This is a genomic window from Neisseria sp. HMSC073G10 (assembly GCF_001812605.1).
Lineage (GTDB): Bacteria > Pseudomonadota > Gammaproteobacteria > Burkholderiales > Neisseriaceae > Neisseria > Neisseria subflava_A.
This window is the reverse complement of the sequence record NZ_KV809488.1, coordinates 182,801-199,130: the sequence shown is the minus strand read 5'-3', so window position 1 is coordinate 199,130 and position 16,330 is coordinate 182,801. Positions and strand designations below refer to the sequence as shown.

The 16,330-nt window shown below is 47.9% G+C and carries 17 protein-coding genes; 6 read left to right on the top strand and 11 right to left on the bottom strand.

Annotation, left to right across the window (positions count from 1 at the left end; translation table 11 throughout):
- Positions 1–105: 105 nt before the first annotated feature.
- On the bottom strand, positions 106–1,371 hold the full coding sequence (clpX, locus tag HMPREF2865_RS01520) for an ATP-dependent Clp protease ATP-binding subunit ClpX (protein WP_070645175.1): 1,266 nt from the start codon (positions 1,369–1,371) through the stop codon (positions 106–108).
- 291 nt (positions 1,372–1,662) lie between these two features.
- Between clpX and HMPREF2865_RS01515 the strand changes: the two genes are divergently transcribed.
- Positions 1,663–2,595, top strand: coding sequence for a serine hydrolase (locus HMPREF2865_RS01515; protein ID WP_070645200.1), 933 nt, complete (start codon positions 1,663–1,665; stop codon positions 2,593–2,595).
- 108 nt (positions 2,596–2,703) lie between these two features.
- Positions 2,704–3,477, top strand: a complete 774-nt coding sequence (locus HMPREF2865_RS01510; RefSeq protein ID WP_070645172.1) for a M48 family metallopeptidase — start codon at positions 2,704–2,706, stop codon at positions 3,475–3,477.
- A 63-nt stretch (positions 3,478–3,540) separates the two neighbouring features.
- On the opposite strand, the gene HMPREF2865_RS01505 is transcribed toward HMPREF2865_RS01510, so the two are convergent.
- Positions 3,541–4,035 carry a DMP19 family protein gene (locus HMPREF2865_RS01505; protein ID WP_070645198.1) on the bottom strand — a complete coding sequence of 165 codons (495 nt, stop codon included), beginning with the start codon at positions 4,033–4,035 and terminating at the stop codon, positions 3,541–3,543.
- 113 nt (positions 4,036–4,148) lie between these two features.
- Here HMPREF2865_RS01505 and HMPREF2865_RS11455 point away from each other — a divergent pair, with 113 nt between their 5' ends.
- Positions 4,149–4,346: a zinc-finger domain-containing protein gene (locus HMPREF2865_RS11455; protein ID WP_003745781.1), complete on the top strand. Its 198-nt coding sequence runs from the start codon at positions 4,149–4,151 to the stop codon at positions 4,344–4,346.
- A 3-nt stretch (positions 4,347–4,349) separates the two neighbouring features.
- Entirely contained in the window at positions 4,350–4,706 is a 357-nt protein-coding gene (locus tag HMPREF2865_RS01495) for a hypothetical protein (protein WP_063067965.1), read from the top strand.
- Between the two features lie 6 nt (positions 4,707–4,712).
- On the opposite strand, the gene mutY is transcribed toward HMPREF2865_RS01495, so the two are convergent.
- On the bottom strand, positions 4,713–5,747 hold the full coding sequence (mutY, locus tag HMPREF2865_RS01490) for an A/G-specific adenine glycosylase (RefSeq protein ID WP_070645166.1): 1,035 nt from the start codon (positions 5,745–5,747) through the stop codon (positions 4,713–4,715).
- A gap of 162 nt (positions 5,748–5,909) precedes the next feature.
- On the opposite strand from mutY, the gene HMPREF2865_RS01485 reads away from it, so the two are divergent.
- A complete protein-coding gene (locus HMPREF2865_RS01485; protein WP_070645163.1) occupies positions 5,910–6,950 on the top strand; it encodes a zinc-dependent alcohol dehydrogenase family protein in 1,041 nt (346 codons plus the stop codon).
- 69 nt (positions 6,951–7,019) lie between these two features.
- On the opposite strand, the gene trmA is transcribed toward HMPREF2865_RS01485, so the two are convergent.
- From trmA to HMPREF2865_RS01465, 4 genes are all read right to left on the bottom strand, one after another.
- The gene (gene trmA / locus HMPREF2865_RS01480) at positions 7,020–8,105 is read right to left on the bottom strand and encodes a tRNA (uridine(54)-C5)-methyltransferase TrmA (RefSeq protein WP_070645159.1); all 1,086 of its coding nucleotides are present in this window, start codon (positions 8,103–8,105) and stop codon (positions 7,020–7,022) included.
- 117 nt (positions 8,106–8,222) lie between these two features.
- Positions 8,223–9,725: a phosphate acetyltransferase gene (gene pta, locus HMPREF2865_RS01475; protein ID WP_070645157.1), complete on the bottom strand. Its 1,503-nt coding sequence runs from the start codon at positions 9,723–9,725 to the stop codon at positions 8,223–8,225.
- Between the two features lie 475 nt (positions 9,726–10,200).
- Positions 10,201–10,836: a DUF805 domain-containing protein gene (locus HMPREF2865_RS01470; RefSeq protein WP_004519377.1), complete on the bottom strand. Its 636-nt coding sequence runs from the start codon at positions 10,834–10,836 to the stop codon at positions 10,201–10,203.
- Between the two features lie 18 nt (positions 10,837–10,854).
- Positions 10,855–11,163, bottom strand: a complete 309-nt coding sequence (locus HMPREF2865_RS01465; RefSeq protein WP_003745794.1) for a hypothetical protein — start codon at positions 11,161–11,163, stop codon at positions 10,855–10,857.
- Between the two features lie 81 nt (positions 11,164–11,244).
- Here HMPREF2865_RS01465 and HMPREF2865_RS01460 point away from each other — a divergent pair, with 81 nt between their 5' ends.
- The gene (locus HMPREF2865_RS01460; protein WP_223168901.1) at positions 11,245–11,643 is read left to right on the top strand and encodes a helix-turn-helix domain-containing protein; all 399 of its coding nucleotides are present in this window, start codon (positions 11,245–11,247) and stop codon (positions 11,641–11,643) included.
- A 101-nt stretch (positions 11,644–11,744) separates the two neighbouring features.
- Here HMPREF2865_RS01460 and prfA read toward each other — a convergent pair whose 3' ends face one another.
- From prfA to HMPREF2865_RS01440, 4 genes are all read right to left on the bottom strand, one after another.
- Complete coding sequence (gene prfA / locus HMPREF2865_RS01455; RefSeq protein WP_049348946.1) at positions 11,745–12,821, bottom strand: peptide chain release factor 1; 1,077 nt, start codon at positions 12,819–12,821, stop codon at positions 11,745–11,747.
- Between the two features lie 155 nt (positions 12,822–12,976).
- Positions 12,977–14,245 (bottom strand): NRAMP family divalent metal transporter, encoded by a 1,269-nt coding sequence (locus tag HMPREF2865_RS01450; protein WP_070645154.1) that lies wholly within the window; start codon positions 14,243–14,245, stop codon positions 12,977–12,979.
- A 287-nt stretch (positions 14,246–14,532) separates the two neighbouring features.
- Complete coding sequence (locus HMPREF2865_RS01445) at positions 14,533–15,300, bottom strand: TatD family hydrolase (RefSeq protein WP_070645152.1); 768 nt, start codon at positions 15,298–15,300, stop codon at positions 14,533–14,535.
- A gap of 14 nt (positions 15,301–15,314) precedes the next feature.
- Positions 15,315–16,298, bottom strand: a complete 984-nt coding sequence (locus HMPREF2865_RS01440) for an asparaginase (protein WP_070645150.1) — start codon at positions 16,296–16,298, stop codon at positions 15,315–15,317.
- Positions 16,299–16,330 lie beyond the last annotated feature (32 nt).

Genomic DNA, 16,330 nt, shown 5'->3' with positions numbered 1-16,330 from the left:
TGTTGGGGGAAAGGAATTTTGCAAAGGTCTCAGATATGCTTTTGGTTTTATTAAAAAATAAAAAAAGACGTGTAACGGGTACACGTCTTTTTCAGAGAATGAGCTTTATTGCTTATATTCGCTGCCGTCTTCACGGAAAAGTTTTGGCTGATCGCCTTTTTCCACCACTTCTTTATTGATGACGACTTTTGCTACGTCTTTCAAATCTGGCAGGGTGTACATGGTGTCCAAGAGGCAACGTTCGACGATAGAGCGCAGGCCACGCGCACCGGTTTTGCGTTCCATCGCCAGTTTGGCAATACTGCGCAAGGCGTCTTCTTCAAACTCAAGGCCGACATCTTCCATTTCAAACAAGGTTTGGTATTGTTTGACCAAGGCGTTTTTCGGTTCGGTCAAAATGTTGACCAAAGCATCTTCGTCCAATTCTGCCAATGTGGCAATCACCGGCAGACGGCCGATAAGCTCGGGAATCAAACCGAATTTAATCAAGTCTTCCGGCTCGACTGTTTCAAACAGGGCTGAAATATCGGCGTTTTCATCTTTGCTGTGCACCGCCGCACCAAAGCCGATACCGCCTTTTTCAGTACGTTGGCGGATGACTTTTTCCAAGCCGGCAAATGCACCACCACAAATAAAGAGGATGTTGGTGGTATCAACGTTGATGAATTCTTGGTTCGGATGTTTGCGACCGCCTTGAGGGGGAACGCTGGCTACCGTGCCTTCAATCAGTTTCAGCAAGGCTTGTTGCACACCTTCGCCGGATACGTCACGCGTGATGGACGGATTGTCGCTTTTGCGTGAAATTTTATCGATTTCATCGATATAGACGATGCCGCGCTGGGCTTTTTCAACGTCAAAATCACATTTACCCAAAAGTTTGGTGATGATTTGTTCGACGTCTTCACCGACATAACCGGCTTCGGTTAAAGTTGTGGCATCCGCCATGACAAAAGGTACATCCAGTTTGCGCGCCAAAGATTGCGCCAACAGGGTTTTACCTGATCCGGTAGGGCCGATGAGCAGGATATTGGATTTGGACAACTCGACTTTGCCCTCCGCTTTCGGGTGGCGCAGGCGTTTGTAGTGGTTGTAAACCGATACTGCCAACGCTTTTTTTGCGTGTTCCTGACCGATAACGTGGTCGTTGAGGTTGGCAACGATTTCGGCCGGGGTAGGCAGTTTTTTCTCGGCGTTTTCTTCTTTCGCTTTGACAAGCTCGTTTTCAATTTCGCCGAACTCGTTGTCTTGCAGCATTATGCCGCAAGTTTCTACACATTCGTTGCAGATGAAGGCGTGTTCGCCTTCGATCAGGTTTTTAACGTCGTTTTCGGACTTCCCGCAGAATGAACAGGTGCGTTTTTCTTCAGACATAATAATTTCTTCGTATGGTTGTATGGAGGCTGTGTTGTAAAGGGGGAACAGATATTTCGGGCGTATTGCCGGATTGAGGGAATGCCTCTGACAAAGGAGCCTAAGTATAATGACTATCTTGTGTTTTTTCAAATCAGAGCAGGCATTGCGCCGTATCGTCTAAGAAACAGATGCGGACGTTGGATTTGAATATCTCGCAAACAAACGCAAAGTTTTCTCAACTCGCTTTACAATTAGCGAAAAATTTAACAGAATGTTGAATTAAATGTATTTTTTTTTGAATTGGCAGATATGAAATTCTATAAAACTTTAGGAATGGTATGGACAGGTGTGGCATTGGCCTTTGCTTCTGCGCCTGCCGTTGCCAATGATATGGATGTATTGGGACAATTTTTGGAGCAAAATTTCCCAGTGCAAAATGACCCGCTGGAAGCTTTTGCATTGAGTCATGCCGACCAAGTCGAAGCTCAAGCCGCTTTGGCAGGTCCTCTGCTGTCTTCGCAATCTGCTTTGATTTTCAATAATAAAACCGGTGAAGTGCTGTATCAGAAAAACCCTGATCGTGTCATGCCGATTGCCTCTATTTCCAAATTGATGAGCGCGATGGTGGTTTTGGATGCGCATCTGGATATGAACGAGCCTATTACGATTACCGAGGCTGAAATCGACCGTTTGAAAGGTACGGGCAGCCGTTTGAGCATCGGCACGACGCTGACACGCGGCGAACTGTTGCACCTGAGCCTGATGAGCAGTGAAAACCGTGCTACTCATGCATTGGGCCGTACGTATCCGGGCGGTATGAGCGCATTTGTTGCGGCTATGAATGCCAAAGCGCAAAGCCTGGGTATGACCAGCAGTCGTTTCTATGAGCCTACCGGTTTGAATTTCCAAAACGTTTCCACTGCACGCGATTTGAATCGCATGGTTGCGGCAGCAAGCAAATATCCGCTGATCCGTAAAAATTCTACTTCAAATTACGGCTCGGTTTGGACGGCAAATGGTCGTCAAAACTACAAAAACTCCAATGCCTTGGTGCGTGAAGGCAGCTGGAATATTGAATTGCAGAAAACCGGCTATATCCGCGAGGCAGGACGTTCTATGGTGGTTAAGGCCAATGTACAGAATCAGCCGATTACCATTGTGTTGCTCAACTCTCCGTCTTCCACAACCCGCGTAAATGATGCGCGTAAGATTGAGTCTTGGATGTTGCAGCGTCGCTCTTAAATATTACGCTTAAAGGCCGTCTGAAACCGTTCAGACGGCCTTTTGTGTAAAGAGTATTAAATTTGGGTACAATGTTGTTACATTAATTTTAAAACACAGAGAGAAAACATGTTGAAAAAATGGAATAAAAAATATTGGGCCGGCATGGGCGTGATTTTGGCATTGACCGGCTGTACTTCTGTAGCAGATATGGTTGGCTACGATACTGCGACTTTAAATGAAGACGCGGCTAAAAGTTACACACAAGTCATTCAAAAAGCACGTGGTCAAAAAGCTTTGGATGTTTCATCTCCAACTGCTCAACGCGTTCAACGCGTGTTTGCACGTTTGCGTCCTCATGCTGAGCGCGCCAACAAAACCGGCGTGCCTTTCAACTGGCAGATGAACGTTATCCGCAGTGATGAAATGAACGCATGGGCAATGCCAGGCGGTAAAATGGCCGTGTACACCGGTATAGTAGAGAAATTGAAGCTGACTGATGATGAAATTGCCGCTGTTGTCGGCCATGAAATGACCCATGCTCTGTTGGAACACAGCAAAAAAGCTTTGGGCGGACAAGTATTGACCGGCTTGGGCGGTTCGATTTTGGCCAGCTCAACCGGTGTGGATGGCGATTTGGTCGGCTTGGGTGCAGATTTGTTGGCAACCAAACCGTTCTCACGCCATCAGGAAAGCGAAGCGGATGCCGGCGGTGTGCGTTTGATGGCTGAAGCAGGCTACAATCCTGAGGCTGCGGTAAGTGTGTGGGAAAAAATGAACAAAGTACAGGGCGGCAGCTCATTGGCTATTTTGTCGACCCACCCGACCAATCAGGCGCGTATCAATGCAATCCGCAAAATGTTGCCTGAAGTGATGCCGATTTATCAGAAAAACAAACGTTAATTTGACGTATTGATGATTTTGCCGGTTTGAACAGATGATTCAAACCGGCAAAGTTTTATGGTTTCAGTCTGACAGTTTGGCAAATTTATCCCAATTTGCCTGAACGTACGCTGCTGCAGTTTCCAAGTCTTTATCGACAACATCATAATAATCGCCGTCAAGCTCTTCAAAATCGGGAAAAGCTTTGCGGATTTCGTCGAAATCTTGTTGTTCGTCCGCCATTTTTTCAATGGCTTCGCCGTGTTTTTCGTACAGGGCTTTGGCTTTGTCTAAGATTTTCGGTATCGGCTTGATGCGCCAGCGGCGCAGGCTGTCGGCAACCGGATTGCCGAAGATGTATTCTCCGTATCCTGAAGCGATAAGCTGTACGAAGCCGCCTTCTTGAACCTGGCTGTCGAGATAGCAAAGGGCGGTCAATGTATGCTGTTCGTCGTTGAGGCCGGACATTTCCTCGTCGCCTGCCTGTTCGGTTTGATCCAAATAGGCTGCGCTGAGTGTATAAAGAAATGAAGCGGAATCGGAAGTATCGAAATCTTGAAGGCGGAGCAGGGTAGTCATAATCATTAAAGGCCGTCTGAAAAAAGTGATTATATAATGTTTTCAGTCTGAACCTACTGGCCGTTTTGCTTTACAATATCGGAAGATAAGAAAACATAGTGAGGAACCAAACCATGAGTACACAGTCTGAAAAAAACGTTGTAGTCATCAAGCCGCAGGATTTGCCGCTGCATTGCTCCGGCCCTAATCATGAAACATGGAACGGCCATCCGCGTGTGTTCTTGCCGATTCAGTCCAACAGTGAGATTGAATGCCCATATTGTGGCACTTATTACCGTCTTGATGGCGAGATTCCGCATCACCATTACTAATCTATGCCTATGTTGAACAAAATCATCTGCGCTTTGTGCGTGAGTTTGTGCGCTGCGTGCGGTTCTTATAAGGCCGTTCGCCCTGACGCGCCTTTACCGGTCATTGCACAGGCGCAGACGTATTCTGTCCGTTATCAATCCGTACAAGGTCGGACGATTACTGCAATTTATATCAACAGCCACAGCCCGATGATGGTTGAGCTGCGTGAAGGCAATACGGTTGAGAAACTGGTGCAAGTCCGCTTGCGCAGTCAGGGTGTCGAGTACGCCAATCCAAGCTCGCGCTGGCAAATTGGCGACGGGTTTGCCGTACTGATTCGCGGCGGAAAAGAAGTTGTATTTAAAGAGATTGTGGAATAGGGCGGTTTAGCCTTTAGCCAAATATTTGATTAAAGGTTTGGGCAAACCATAATCTGCCAAATGTTCCGCTGATACCCAAAGGCCGTCTGAAAGATGTTCAGACGGCCTTTGTTGCGTCTGAAAAGGGGTAATCATCAATAAGCGGTGGGTCAGGCGGTGGGTAAACGTGGTTTGTTCTTCAAGGCCGTCTGAAACAATGCCGAAGCGTTTGGCGTAAGCATACAAATCGTCTAATTTTTCAAAACAGGGTACGCAATACAGACCGCCCCAAATGCCTTTGGCAGGGCGTTTTTCAAGCAATAATGCGCCGTCAGTGTTATGAATAATCAGCCAGTAAAGCGGTAGGGTTTGCACTTCGGGAGCAGTTTTTTTGCGAGGCAGTTCGTCAATGCGGTTTTGTTTTTTTGCTTCGCAGATGTCTGCCATAGGACATTGATGACACAAAGGTTTTGTCCGTTTGCAGACGGTTGCGCCCAAATCCATCAAGCCTTGCGTGTAGGCAGGCATATCAGTGTTTTCAGACGGCAGCAGGCTTTCGGCAAGCGTCCAAAGCGAGTTTTCAAATTTCTTATCTTGCGGATTGCCGTCTTGGGCAAAGACACGGCAGAGAACGCGTTTGACGTTGCCGTCCAAGATGGTTTCTCGTCGGTTGAAAGCAAAGGCAGAAATGGCGGCAGCGGTACTTCTGCCTACGCCGCAGAGTGTTTCCAAGTCCTTGCGCTCGGAAGGAAAGATGCCGCCGAATTGTCCGACGACTTGTTGCGCGGCTTTGTGCAGGTTGCGTGCGCGGCTGTAATAGCCCAAGCCTGCCCACAAGGATAAAACCTCGTCTTGCGGCGCAGCGGCAAGCGATTGCACGGTTGGGAATTTGGTTAAGAAACGCGGATAGTAGTCCAATACGGTAGCAACCTGCGTTTGTTGGAGCATGATTTCTGAAAGCCAGACGGAATAGGGGTCTTTGACCTGCCAAGGCAAGTCGTGACGACCATGCTGCCGTTGCCAATCGATGAGTCGTCGTGCAAAGGATGTGGGTGTGTTCATTAATATTTACTTTTTAATTATTTATTTTTAAAACAGTATGTTGTAATATAACATACGAAATAATAATCAGAATTGACTTATATAGTGGAGGGGTATATAAATATAGTTAACGTAGATTTACGCTGTATTGTTAAAGTTTATTAACCGCTCAAGGAGATTCACATGAAAGCAATGGTTTATCATGGCGCAAACGACATCCGTTTCGAAGAAAAACCCCGCCCTCAAATTATCGATCCGACCGATGCAGTCGTCAAAATCGTTAAAACTACGATTTGCGGTACCGACTTGGGTATTTGGAAGGGAAAAAACCCTGAAGTTGCCGACGGTCGTATCCTCGGTCATGAGGGCATCGGTATTGTAGAAGAAGTCGGCGATGCTGTAAAAAACATCAAAGTCGGTGATAAAGTCATTATTTCATGTGTCAGCAAATGCTGTACTTGCGACAACTGTAAAATCCAACTTTATTCACACTGCCGCAACGGCGGTTGGATCTTGGGCTATATGATTGACGGTACTCAGGCCGAATACGTCCGTACGCCTTATGCCGACAACAGCTTGGTTCCGCTGCCTGACAACGTCAACGAAGAAGTTGCCCTGCTGTTGAGCGATGCTTTGCCGACCGCCCACGAAATCGGCGTGCAATATGGTGATGTGAAACCTGGCGATACCGTATTCATTGCAGGTGCCGGCCCTGTCGGTATGTCTGCGTTGTTGACTGCACAACTGTATAGTCCTGCCGCCATTATCGTTTGCGATATGGACGAAAACCGCTTGAAACTGGCGAAAGAATTGGGCGCGACCCATACTATCAACCCTGCTTCCGGCGATGTGAGCAAGCAAGTTGCCGCTATCGTTGGCGAAGACGGCGTAGATTGCGCCATTGAAGCGGTCGGTATCCCTGCGACTTGGAATATGTGTCAAGACCTCGTGAAACCCGGCGGCCATATTGCTGTGGTTGGTGTACATGGTCAATCCGTTGATTTCAAACTGGAAAAACTGTGGATTAAAAACCTTGCCATCACAACAGGCCTGGTTAACGCGAATACCACCGAAATGCTGATGAAAGCCATTTCCAGCAGCTCAGTGGATTACACCAAAATGCTGACCCACCGTTTCAAATTCAGCGAATTGGAAAAAGCCTACGACGTGTTCAAACACGCTGCTGAAAACCAAGCCATGAAAGTGGTTTTGGAAGCGGATTGATTTGAAAATCGCTTAATATGCTGTTAATTAAAGGCCGTCTGAACATTCAGACGGCCTTTTTGTATGGTTTTATTTTTTCTTCTTCAACCAAACACCGCTTTCGATATGGTGGGTAAATGGGAATTGGTCGAACAGGGCGGCGCGTTCGATGGTATGGGTTTGACAGAGCGTGTCGAGGTTGGCGCGCAGGGTCTCAGGATTGCAGGAAATATAGAGGACGTTGTCGAATCGGGCAACCAATTTGAGCGTCTCATCATCAACGCCGGCGCGAGGAGGATCGACAAAAATAGTTGAAAAATCATAGTTTTTCAAGTCAATGCCTTGTTCTTGCAGGCGGCGGAATTCACGGTTTTGCGTGTAGGCTTCGGTAAATTCTTCCGCAGACAGGCGGGCGATTTTAAGATTGGTAATTTGGTTGGCTTCAATATTCCATTGGGCGGCGTTGACGGAAGTTTTGGAAACTTCGGTTGCCAGCACCTGATTGAAATGTTGTGAAAGCGGCAGGGTGAAATTGCCGTTGCCGCAGTACAACTCAAGCATGTCTTTGCCTAAGTTTTGTGCGGCATCACACGCCCACGTCAGCATTTTTTGGCATACTTGGGCATTGGGTTGGGTAAAGCTGCCCTCGATTTGACGATAGCGGAAGGTCTTGCCATTGACTTCCAACGCTTCGGTCACAAAATCTTGGCTCAATACGATTTTTTGTCCGCGGCTGCGGCCGATGATGTGAATGCCCAAATTGTGCGCCAGCTCTTGCGCGGCTTGTTGCCATGCTTCGTTCAGCTTCTTGTGGTAAATCATGGTAACCAGCATTTCGCCGCTTAAGGTGGACAAAAATTCGACGGCGTACCAGCGGTTTTTCAGCTCGGGATGATTGGATGCGGCTTCAATCAGTTTCGGCATCAAGGCATTGATGGATTCGGATGCGGCAGGAAATTGGTCGCAACGGATCAGACTTGTCCCGCTTGCCTTTTGCCCTCGTTCAAACATGGCGTAAAACATTTTGCCACCCTCATGCCAGATACGGAACTCGGCACGCATTCTGTAATGCTGTTCCGGAGATTTAAAGACTTCGATTTCAGGGAAATCCAGTCCTTGGAAAAGTTGCTGAAGATATTGCTTTTTGTCGGCTAGTTGTTGCTGGTAGGCAGTCATTGGGGCAGTCTTTCAGAAAATAATGGCGAATTATAATATAGTTGGCGCAAAGATACGAAAGGCCGTCTGAAACATCGGTTTCAGACGGCCTTTGATTTCAAAGCATCAGCTTGTCAATCAGCCTTGCATTTGTTTGGCTTGAACGGCAGTCAGGGCGATGGTGAAGACGATGTCTTCAATTAATGCGCCGCGGGACAAGTCGTTAACCGGTTTGCGCAAACCTTGCAATAACGGGCCTACGCTCAGGACGTTGGCGCTGCGTTGTACGGCTTTGTAAGTACAGTTGCCGGTATTGAGGTCTGGGAAAACCAAAACGGTTGCTTGACCGGCAACAGCGCTGCCCGGAGCTTTGGATTGACCGATAGATGGAACGGTAGCCGCATCGTATTGCAACGGACCTTCGATGGCCAAATCAGGGCGTTTTTCATTAGCCAGTTTGGTTGCTTCGATTACTGCATCGACATCAGGGCCGCTGCCTGAGTTGATGGTAGAGTAGGAAATCATGGCCACTTTGGGATCGATACCGAAGGCTTTGGCACTGTCGGCAGATTGAATGGCGATGTCGGCCAGTTGTTCAGGCGTTGGGTTCGGATTAACCGCGCAGTCGGCAAATGCCAATACTTGGTTAGGCAGCAACATGAAGAATACGCTGGATACAAGGCTTGCACCCGGAGCGGTTTTAATCAGTTGCAGGGCAGGGCGGATGGTGTTGGCAGTAGTGTGGACTGCACCGGAAACCAAACCGTCTACGTCGTTTTGAGCCATCATCATGGTACCCAGTACGACGGTGTCTTGCAGCTGTTTGCGGGCATCTTCCGGAGTCAGGCCTTTGGATTTGCGCAATTCGCACATCGGCTCGACGTATTGCTCAACCAAAGAAGCAGGATCAATGATTTCCAAAGAATCAGGCAGGGAGATGCCGCGCTCTTTCGCAACGGCTTCAACTTCTTCTCGGGTAGCCAACAGTACGCAACGGGCGATGCCTTTTTCGTGACAGATAGCAGCGGCAGCGACGGTGCGTGGTTCGGCGCCTTCAGGCAGAACGATACGCATATCGGCTTTGCGTGCGAAATCGATCAGGTTGTAACGGAATTGGGCTGGAGACAGGCGTTTGGCTTCGCGTTTGGCCAAAGCGGATACGTCTTGCAGTTTGTCGCTGGAGCCGAAGAAAGTCAGGCCGGTTTGCTCGGCAACTTGTGCGCCTAAAGCAGCGGCTGCGCCGTCAATGATAAAGCCTTCCAATAAGCCCGGGGAGTTGGTGTAGAGCTGTTTGGTGAGGTTTAATTGTTGGGTAACGGCGGCTGCGTCGGTGTTGTCGGATTTCAGCGCCAATACAACGCCTGCGTCCAAAGACAGCGCTAATTCGACGTTTTTGCCTGCCAAGAACAATTTGTCCGCATCAGGAGTGATGCCTTCGATAACGAGGTTATCTGCGTTTAATGCGGCAACTTTACCGACAAGTGCGTCAAACCAGTCGTCGCTCTTGCCTTGAGCCAACAGGGCTTCTGTAGTGGAGTCAACGGCTTGGAAAACTTGCGCATTCAATGCCGCTGCAAATGCTTTTGCCGCTGCATCGGCGCTCAGGCCGGTAGATACCGGTGCGATCAGGATTTTTGCCATTTTGTGTCCTCTCTTTCGTTAATTGTAGAAGGGTGTTGCTGGGGCGCAGCTGGTGCTGCATTTTATCACTTTGGGATAACATATACACAGCCATATTGACATATGTCATCAGGCCATCTGAAAAGTATAAACGCAATGGACCAAATCCATCAATCCCCCATTGCTGCCAAAAGCTCGGCTTGATGCTCGGCAATCAGGGCATCATGATTTTCTCTAAAAGTGTCGGTTTATATATTTACTCAAAATAAATATTTTTTAATTTTAAAAAAGATCGCACTATTTTAAATATACTGTTCATAGGGGAAATTCTGGTATTCAGGTAATTTAGAAATGGAGATCAGTGATTGAAGGTTAAGTCATAATTTTTGGAAGTATTAGAGTATCAGTAAAATAGAAATGAGTAAGACAAAGTTTGATTAATTCATTGGGAAAGGCCATCTGAAATTTTTGTTTCAGATGGCCTTACTCTAGAAGGTTAGTTTTCAGGCATACTACCCCATTGATTATCCCCATTGAAGGATGGTTGGCACATCAAAACAATTAGCCAGATTGGGCCAATAATAGGAATAAGTATAATGAGAAACCACCAACCTGATTTTCCTATATCATGGAGACGTCGAATAACGACAGATAAAGATGGAATAATTACAGCTAGAGCAAATAGGTAATATAGGAGGAAGAAAATATCTCCAAGACTTCTGCTAATTTCAGACATTATTATTGCGACAATAAAAATGGAAAAATCTGCAATTATTCTAAAGAGTGTATATCCCCAAAATTCTCGTTTGGATGCTCTCCCTGAAAATTGTGCATAACGTTTAGATAGCGTTTCCAAAAATAAGGCAAACAGTGATAATTGTCCATTTTCATTTCTGGATTGCGCCACAGTATTGAATGCATTTACGACATTATTAGATGAACTGCTATTTAGTGCCTTGTAAATACCAATAGCCTGACCATCTCCATTAATATCAAAATCAACATTCATGCCTCGAGTAGGAATGTTTTGTTCTTTCCATTCTTCGCTTTTAAATGGATAACGCTTACCATCCTCCCCGTTGATCAGACCACCACCGTTTTGAATTGAAAAGTCTAAAATTTGTCCCTTCATTTGTATCACTCCTAATATTTAATTGATTTCTAAGTAGAAACTACTTTTATCTTTATTCTGCCATTTGATTGAGTAAGTGATGTTTTCACTTCCTTTTGTTGTGGTCAATTTGGCAGAACATACTCTTATTTCGGCATCATGATTAACGGCAGTTTCTTCCACATCATCCAATGAAACAAATTGACCTAAAAGAAATGAGCGTTGGTTAATGATTTTTTTAACCAAATCTTCTGCATCACTTGAACCGCATGAAGGTAAGCCCCCCATACAACCAGTTAATAACATCACTGGTAAAATCCCAGCAAAGAGATAGTGTTTAATTTTCATTTGGTCACCTCAAGATTTAAAGTTTGATAAAAATAGAAAAGTACAGTAAAACTGTATGAAGTATTGCATTTAAGTATTTTTATGTCAAGAAGTACAGCAATACAATTTCAATTGAATCTATTTCTCTCTAATATCTTTTGCATGAATATAAGTCGTGCAATTAGATTTTTGAGAAAACAAAAAGGTTGGACACAGCAGCAACTTGCTGATTTTGCAAATACTTCGAAAAGTAATATCTCCAATCTTGAGAATGGTAATCAAGGATACAGTGAGGCTATCTTAAAATATCTTGCTGATGCATTGGGATGCCGTGTTTCGTCTATTTTTCTGCTAGCAGAATACTTGGAAAGACAGCAAAACAATACATTAAAGGATTTAGAAGAAATGCCGGTCGAACTGATTTTTTTACAACTTCCTGAACCTTTACAACAGTCTTTTAAATTATTGATGATCCAGACCTTGGAGCAAATCTCAAAATAAATACTGTTTTATAGGTTTGTTTGTTTTTAAATAAAAGCCGTCTGAAATTTACATTTCAGACGGCTTTTATATTGGTAATGATGATCAGAGTGAGGCAAATATCAATCCCCCATTGCCGCCAAAAGCTCGGCTTGATGCTCGGCAATCAGGGCATTGGTGATTTCTTCCAAGTCGCCGTCCATCACAAAATCCAGTTTGTGTAGGGTAAGGTTGATGCGGTGGTCGGTCACGCGGCCTTGTGGGTAGTTGTAGGTGCGGATGCGCTCGCTGCGGTCGCCGCTGCCGATCAGGGATTTGCGTTCGGCGGCTTCTTTGGCTTGGGCTTCACGTTTTTGCGCGTCGTTCAGGCGGGCGGCGAGGACTTTCATCGCCTGCGCTTTGTTGGCGTGTTGGCTGCGGCCGTCTTGGCATTCGACTACCATGCCTGTCGGTAAGTGGGTAATGCGGACGGCGGAGTCGGTTTTGTTGATGTGCTGACCGCCTGCGCCGGATGCGCGGAAGGTGTCGATGCGCAGGTCGGCGGGGTTCAACTCGATGTCTTCGAGTTCGTCCGCTTCGGGCATGACGGCGACGGTACAGGCTGAAGTGTGGATACGGCCTTGGCTTTCGGTGGCAGGAACGCGTTGCACGCGGTGGCCGCCGGATTCAAATTTCAGACGGCTGTATGCACCCAAGCCGATAATGCGGGCGATGACTTCTTTATAGCCGCCTAATTCGCTTTCGTTGGCGGAAACGATTTCAACCTGCCAGCGGTTGCGCTCGGCGTAGCGGCTGTACATACGCAGCAAATCGCCAGCAAACAGCGCGGCTTCGTCGCCACCGGTACCGGCGCGCACTTCGATAAAGATATTTTTATCGTCATCGGCATCTTTTGGCAGCAGCAGTTTTTGCAATTCGGTATCGAGTTCGTCAATTTTGGCTTTGGCCGCTTCGATTTCTTCAGCGGCAAAGTCTTTCATTTCAGGGTCAGACAGCAATTCTTCGGCATCTGCCAAGTCGCTTTGCGCCAGTTGGTAGTTTTGGAAGACTTCGACGACGGGGGTCAGTTCGGCGTGTTCGCGTGTGAGTTTGCGGTAGTTGTCCATGTCGGACGTGGCTTCAGGCTGACCGAGCAAATGCGTGACTTCTTCCAGTCGATCGCTGAGTTGTTGTAGTTTTTCTAAGATAGACGGCTTCATAAATTTTCCAAAATACGGATGCCGTCGGGTGGTCTGCAACGGCGAAATAAGGAGTCATTATAATGGGTTTGAATGAAAATTCAAAAAGATATGATTGATTAGAAAGGCCGTCTGAAACCTGTTTTTAAGTTTCAGACGGCCTTTTTTATATGGGCTTATTTAGGCGCAGCCAAGATGCCTGTTTGGTTCAGCAGGAACAAAACGGTAAAGCCGGTCAAATAAATCAAACCGATAATGGCGAGGAAGTTCATGCCCATCGTCAGTTTGTGACGTTTGTCGCCTTTGACGAGGCGGTAGTTCAGCCAAGCGAACACAGGGGCGGCAACGAAGGCGGTAATCATGGCGAATTTGAGCAGTTCCGCCATTGCGCTGTTGAACCAAAAAATCACGGCCAAGCCTGAGCCTGCGACCCAAATGTTCCAAGCAAACAGTTCGACGTTGCCGGTTTTGTCTTTACCGCGCAACAGGCGTACCGGTTCGGCAATCGCGCGGGCGTAGCCATCCACTACGGTAATGGTGGTGCCGTACATGCAGGCGAAGGCGATAAATGCCACTAATGGACGAGACCAGTCGCCGATGGTCACGGCGTACATATTAATCAGCTGGCCGACATATTTGCCACCGGCCATTTGCACTTCCTCGCCGTTGCCGTATTGTACATATGCACCCAAGGCGAGGAAAACGACCGCCAAAATCGCGCTGGTAATGTAGCCGACGTTGAAGTCGAAAATACCGTCGCGGTAGCTGGAAGGGTTGATGCGTTGTTTTTCAGTTACCCACAAAGAGTTGATGGCGGAAATTTCAATCGGCGCAGGCATCCAGCCCATCAGCGCGATTAAGAAGCCCAAGCCGGTCAGCGTCCATGGGGTAGGCTCGATAAAGTCGGGTTTCATCTGCATGCCGCGAGACATGGCCACGGCTGCCGCGGCGACGGTGGCGATCGTCAGGCTGACGATGATGATTTTGGAAACGTTGTCCAATGCTTTATAGCGGCCGCTTGCCAAAATCAGCAGGCAGGAAACCATAATCATGACGGACACCATGCCGGCATCGAAAGTCAGCGACGGGATCGCCATTTTGACGATGGCGGCGGTAACGATGGCGACTGCACCGGCATTAATCGTTGCTGATGCAATACATAAAATCAAAAATACCCACAAATAAACGCGGCTTTTTTCGGCATAGCCCTCAATCAGGCTTTTGCCCGTGTCCAGCGTGTAATGTGCGCTGAAGCGGAAAAAAGGGTATTTGAACAGGTTGGTCAGAATGATAATCAGCGCAAGCTGCCAGCCGTAAAGTGCGCCTGCCTGCGTGGAGGCAATCAGGTGCGAGCCGCCGACTGCCGCCGAAGCCATCATGATACCCGGGCCGAGAGCATTGATTTTGCTTTTCCAAGTAGAGGAGTGTGTATATTGTTCTGCCATAAGTATTTTCCGCCTGTTTCAGACGGCCTTATTATCAAAAAAAAGCATATTTTAACGTAAATAAAAAGTTTGCCCAATAATATGCGTAATACTTTTTATCAATCAAAGGGAAAATACGGTGTTAAAAAGCCGAGATGACGGAGTGAACGATATTTTGTGCCAAAAACATTTTTTCAGACGGCCTTGTATCGCTTTTTATTCATGAATATGGGGTAGGGAGGGCAGAGTGTGTCGGTTTGGAAACGAAATGGCCGGGCAAGGCTTTTTGATGCCTTGAGGTCGGCATATCAAGGGAAAGTATGGAGCAGGGAATCCACGTTTTGCTCGGTGATTTCAGCCAGTTGCGCCAGCGGTACGCCACGCAGTTCTGCGGCAATTTCGGCGATACGTCGGATGTTGGCTGGTGTGTTGGTTTCTTGGCCGAGCATGAAAGGACTGTCGGTTTCGAGAACGAAATCCGTGTCGTTTAAAGCTTGTAAGGCAATGCGGACTTTTTTGGCATTGGGATTGAGCAATAGCGAGCCTATGCCGATTTTGAAGCCGAGTTTCACCAAAATCCGCGCTTCTTCTACGCTGCCGGAGAAGGCGTGAACGATACCGCCTCGTGTGAAACCGGCGGTTTTGACGGCGGCGGCAATGGCGGCGGTGGCTTTCAGATTATGGATGATGACGCGGCGGTTGAGGTGTTGGGCGAGGATGAGTTGGCGGATAAAGACGTCGGTTTGCGTGTCGCGTTGTGCTTGGGTTTGCTCTTTGCCATAAAAATCCAAGCCGATTTCGCCAACCCATGCCTGCGGATGTTGGATCAGTTCGGTTTCTAATTGTTGAAACGCTGTTTCATCAATGCCGTCTGAAAACCACGGATGGATACCCAAAGCGATATGGATGTTTTCAGACGGCCTCTCCAACTGCGCAACTGCCTGCCAATCATTTGGAGATGTAGCCGGTACGATAAAACGAGCCACGCCGACGGCTTGTGCATCGGCAAGCACTGCAGGCAGCGTATCGGCAAGTTTGGGGTCGGCAAGATGGCAGTGGGTGTCGGTGAAAGTCATGTTTAATGGCGGGTTTACAGCAGATTTAATTGTCGCAATTCTTGTTGCATCATATCCGCATTCCAGTCATGGGATACGGCAAGGGTCATCAGCGCAGTGGCGGTTTCAAGGTTGCATTTGCCGCCGTTGATAATACCTGCCTGACGCAAAGCATCGCCTTGGGCATAGACGGCGGCGGCGCAACCTTGCGGCACTTGGCTGATGTTGAGCAGCAATTTTCCTTGTTGCGTAAAGGCTTGGACGGATCGGACAAACGCATCGTTGCTTGGCGCATTTCCGTGGCCGTAGCTTTGCAGGATTAGGGCTTGGGCGGAAAGATAGGGCAGGCCGTCTGAAAGTTCTTGTGCGGCATAACCGGGAATCAGCGTGCGGACGGAAACTTTGGCTTCAGGATTTGGAAGACGCGGTTTGAGGCCGTCTGAATGTTGGGTCGGGGCGGTACGAATATTGTGCCAACCTTTGTTTTCATCCCATTCTGCGAGTGCGCCAAAATGCAGGTTGTCAAAACCTGCGGCGGTCTCGGTGCTGACCTTGCTGCTGCCGACGGCGGGGAAGAGTTTGCCGTCAAAGGCAATGGCCACTTGTTTGAGCTTGAGCGAGAAGGCGGAAACGGCGGTGGCAAGGTTGCGCGGCGCATCGCTGTTGGCGGCATCGTAAGGCCATTGCGAGCCGGTCAGGATAATAGGTTTGTCCAAGCCTTGCAGCGAAAGGGAGAAGAGGTTGGCGGTGTATGCCATGGTATCCGTGCCGTGCAACACCAAAATGCCGTCATAGTCAGGCAGTTTGGCGATAATAAGCTCCAGCCAGTTGCGTTGGTTTTGCAGCGTTACCGCGGAAGAATCGATGAGCAGCTGGCAAACGTGCCATTCGAAATCAAGGCCGTCTGAAAAGGGGGCAAGGGCTTTATCGACGAGCGCGGTGTCGGGGCGCAGGCCGGCGCTGCTTTGGGTCATGCCGATGGTGCCGCCGGTGTAGAGGACAAAGATTTTTTGTTTCATGGTGTTTTGGGTCAATGATAGAGGCCGTCTGA

Coding starts and splice junctions, on each gene's coding strand:
- HMPREF2865_RS01495 (WP_063067965.1), top strand. CDS start 4,350: ATGCCTATGTTGAACAAAATCATCTGCGCTTTGTGCGTGAGTTTGTGC.
- HMPREF2865_RS01460 (WP_223168901.1), top strand. CDS start 11,245: ATGTCAAGAAGTACAGCAATACAATTTCAATTGAATCTATTTCTCTCT.
- HMPREF2865_RS01440 (WP_070645150.1), bottom strand. CDS start 16,298: ATGAAACAAAAAATCTTTGTCCTCTACACCGGCGGCACCATCGGCATG.
- HMPREF2865_RS01450 (WP_070645154.1), bottom strand. CDS start 14,245: ATGGCAGAACAATATACACACTCCTCTACTTGGAAAAGCAAAATCAAT.
- mutY (WP_070645166.1), bottom strand. CDS start 5,747: ATGAACACACCCACATCCTTTGCACGACGACTCATCGATTGGCAACGG.
- clpX (WP_070645175.1), bottom strand. CDS start 1,371: ATGTCTGAAGAAAAACGCACCTGTTCATTCTGCGGGAAGTCCGAAAAC.
- HMPREF2865_RS01515 (WP_070645200.1), top strand. CDS start 1,663: ATGAAATTCTATAAAACTTTAGGAATGGTATGGACAGGTGTGGCATTG.
- HMPREF2865_RS01510 (WP_070645172.1), top strand. CDS start 2,704: ATGTTGAAAAAATGGAATAAAAAATATTGGGCCGGCATGGGCGTGATT.
- pta (WP_070645157.1), bottom strand. CDS start 9,725: ATGGCAAAAATCCTGATCGCACCGGTATCTACCGGCCTGAGCGCCGAT.
- trmA (WP_070645159.1), bottom strand. CDS start 8,105: ATGACTGCCTACCAGCAACAACTAGCCGACAAAAAGCAATATCTTCAG.
- prfA (WP_049348946.1), bottom strand. CDS start 12,821: ATGAAGCCGTCTATCTTAGAAAAACTACAACAACTCAGCGATCGACTG.
- HMPREF2865_RS01445 (WP_070645152.1), bottom strand. CDS start 15,300: ATGACTTTCACCGACACCCACTGCCATCTTGCCGACCCCAAACTTGCC.
- HMPREF2865_RS01465 (WP_003745794.1), bottom strand. CDS start 11,163: ATGAAAATTAAACACTATCTCTTTGCTGGGATTTTACCAGTGATGTTA.
- HMPREF2865_RS01470 (WP_004519377.1), bottom strand. CDS start 10,836: ATGAAGGGACAAATTTTAGACTTTTCAATTCAAAACGGTGGTGGTCTG.
- HMPREF2865_RS01505 (WP_070645198.1), bottom strand. CDS start 4,035: ATGACTACCCTGCTCCGCCTTCAAGATTTCGATACTTCCGATTCCGCT.
- HMPREF2865_RS01485 (WP_070645163.1), top strand. CDS start 5,910: ATGAAAGCAATGGTTTATCATGGCGCAAACGACATCCGTTTCGAAGAA.
- HMPREF2865_RS11455 (WP_003745781.1), top strand. CDS start 4,149: ATGAGTACACAGTCTGAAAAAAACGTTGTAGTCATCAAGCCGCAGGAT.